The following is a 2,697-nucleotide window of genomic DNA, read 5'->3' on the forward strand; positions in this document are numbered from 1 at the left end:
GCGGCGGGGGCTCCGCTGACCAGGAGCGTCGCCTCCGCCAGCCCGTAGCACGGCAGGAAGGCCCGCCGGTCGAAGCCGCACGGCCCGAACCGCTCGGCGAACCGGTCGAGGGTGTCGGCGCGCACCGGCTCGGCGCCGTTGAGCGCGAGCCGCCAGCGGCGCAGGTCCAGGCCCCGCGCCTGCTCCGCGGTGATCCTGCGCAGGCAGTAGTCGTAGCCGAAGTTCGGGGAGATGGCGGTCGTCGCCCCGGTCCGCGAGATCGTCTCCAGCCACAGGAGCGGGCGCTGGATGAACGTCCGCGGCGCCATCAGGTGCGCCGGGACGCCCCCGTACAGCGGGGTCAGCAGGCCGCCGATGAGCCCCATGTCGTGGTACGGCGGGAGCCAGGAGACCACGGCCGAGTCCCGGTCGTGCTCCATCATCAGGTGGATCGAGCGGAGGTTGGCGACGAGGTTCTCGTTGCTCACCATGACGCCCTTCGGCGTCGCCGTCGACCCGGACGTGTACTGCAGGAACGCCAGCGATCCGGGGGTGGCCCCGGGATCGCGCCAGGCGTCGGCGTCCTCCCGGCCGCACTCGGTGGTCACGAGCGGGCGGAGGCCGTCCGCGTCCGCGCCGCCGTCGTCGGCGGCCCCGGGCGACCCGGGCTCCGGGAGCCGCGACTCCGGGTCCACCAGCGCCCATCGGGCCCGCGTGTCCCGCGCGATCGCCGTGAGCCGCGCCGTCATCTGGCCCTGCCGCCCACCGTCCGGCGGATGCGCGGGGACCGCGATCGCGCCCGCGTACAGGCAGCCGAGGAATCCCGCGACGTACTCCAGGCCGGGCTGGAGGAGCAGCAGGACGGGCTTGTTCCGCAGCCCCTCCCGCTGGAGCCGCCCGGCTATGGCGCGGGCCCGAACGTCCAGGTCCCGGTACGTCCAGGACTCCTCTTCCCCATCGGATCCGGTTAGGAACCGGTAGGCGAGCCGGTCGGGGGTCCGCCGGAGGTGATGCCGCAGGATGCCCGCCACCGTCTCCGGCTCGGGGCCCTCCCAATGGCTGTCGATCAGGTTCAGTGGCGTCATCGTTCCACCGCTCAGGACGAGAGGGATGCGGAGGCCGCCGGAGCGGCCGCCGGCCCGCCGCGGAGCCGGCCGTGGTCGACCTTGCCGTTGGCGTTGCGCGGCAGGGTCTCCAGCCGGGTCGCCGAGTGCGGGACCATGTACGTGGGCAGGTAGCGGGCGCAGTGACGCTTGACGTCGAGCAGACTCGGCGCGTCCGCGCCGGCGCGGACGGCGTAGAAGAGGACGAGGCGGGCCTCGCTCCCCTCCCCCGCGACGAGGACCGCTGCGTCGGAGACGTCCGGGTGCAGGAGCACGGCGGCCTCGATCTCACCGAGCTCGACGCGGTAGCCGGACAGCTTCACCATGCGGTCCTTGCGGCCGCGGTAGACGAGCAGGCCGTCGCGGTCCCGGCTCACCAGGTCGCCGGTGGCGTGCTGGTTCCGACGGTGCCGCCCGGCGGGCGGCTCGGTCTCGCGCCGCCAGTAGCCGGGGGTGACGCAGTCGCCCTCGACGACCAGCTCGCCGATCGCGTCCGGGCCGTCCACGGGGCCGCCGTCGTCGCCGACGACGGTCAGCCGCGCGTTCCCGACCGGCAGGCCGATCGGAAGCGGCTCGTCCCGCGCCAGATCCTCCGGCCGGACCCGGTGATAGGTGCAGACGTTGGTCTCGGTGGGCCCGTACAGGTTGTAGAGGACCGTCCGCGCGGTGAGGCTCTCGCCCAGCTCGCGCAGCCGGGGCATCGGGTAGACCTCGCCCGCGAACAGCACGTACCGCAGGCTCCCGACGGTGTCGGCCGTCAGGGCCCCCGACGCCGTGAGCAGGGTCAGGATCGAGGGCACCGAGTACCAGACGGTCACGCCGTGCTCGCGGATGCCGTCCGCGAGCGCCGCGACGTTCCTGGCCTGCGCGTCCTCCACGATCCAGACGGCCGCGCCGAGCGACAGCGCCACGAACAGGTCGAAGGTGCTGAGGTCGAAGTTGAACGAGGCGTGGTTGGCGAACACGTCGTCCGCGCCGACGTCCAGTTCCCGGCGGGCCCAGCCGGTGAACGCCGTCAGGTTGCGGTGCGAGATCTTGACGCCCTTGGGCGTCCCGGTGGAGCCGGAGGTGTAGAGGATCGCGGCGAGCGCGGACGGCTCGGGGCGCGGCCACTCCACCGCGTTCCCGCCGCGGGCCGCGGCGGCGAGGAATCCGGTCCACGCGAGCGCGGGGCCGTCCTGGTCCGCCGGGGAACCGTCCGTTGCGAGAGCGTCCACCACCACGACCAGCCGCAGCGACGGCGGCGTCCCGGCGCCCGCCAGCAGCGCGAGGTGCCGCCGGTCGGTGAACAGCGCGACCGGCTCGGCGTCGCGGAGGATCGTCGCGGCCCGGTCCGCGGGCTGGCCGCCGTCGAGCGGCACGTAGGCGCAGCCCGCGTGCAGCGCCGCGAGGATCGCCTCCGCGTACTCCGCCCGCTTGTCCATCCAGACGGCGACCCGGTCCCCGGCCCGCGCACCGGCGCCGAGCAGCCCGGCCGAGGCCAGGCCCACGGTCTCGGCGAGCTCCCCGTAGGAGACCGTCCGCCGGCCCAGCAGGGCCGGGCGGCCGGCGTGCTCCTCCCACGCCGCGTCCGGCAGCCCGACGGTGCGCCCGTCGAGGGCACCGGGCGGCCGGG

The 2,697-nt window shown here is 74.9% G+C and carries 2 protein-coding genes; both read right to left on the reverse strand.

Annotated elements, in window-relative coordinates; genetic code table 11:
* Positions 1-1,064: AMP-binding protein (locus E1291_RS40820; RefSeq protein WP_131743387.1), on the reverse strand; the 1,064-nt coding region annotated here is incomplete at its 3' end.
* 11 nt (positions 1,065-1,075) lie between these two features.
* The coding region (locus E1291_RS40825) for an amino acid adenylation domain-containing protein (RefSeq protein ID WP_207401242.1) at positions 1,076-2,697 on the reverse strand (1,622 nt) is incomplete at its 5' end.

Source organism: Actinomadura roseirufa, from assembly GCF_900659635.1.
Taxonomy (GTDB): Bacteria; Actinomycetota; Actinomycetes; order Streptosporangiales; family Streptosporangiaceae; genus Spirillospora; species Spirillospora roseirufa.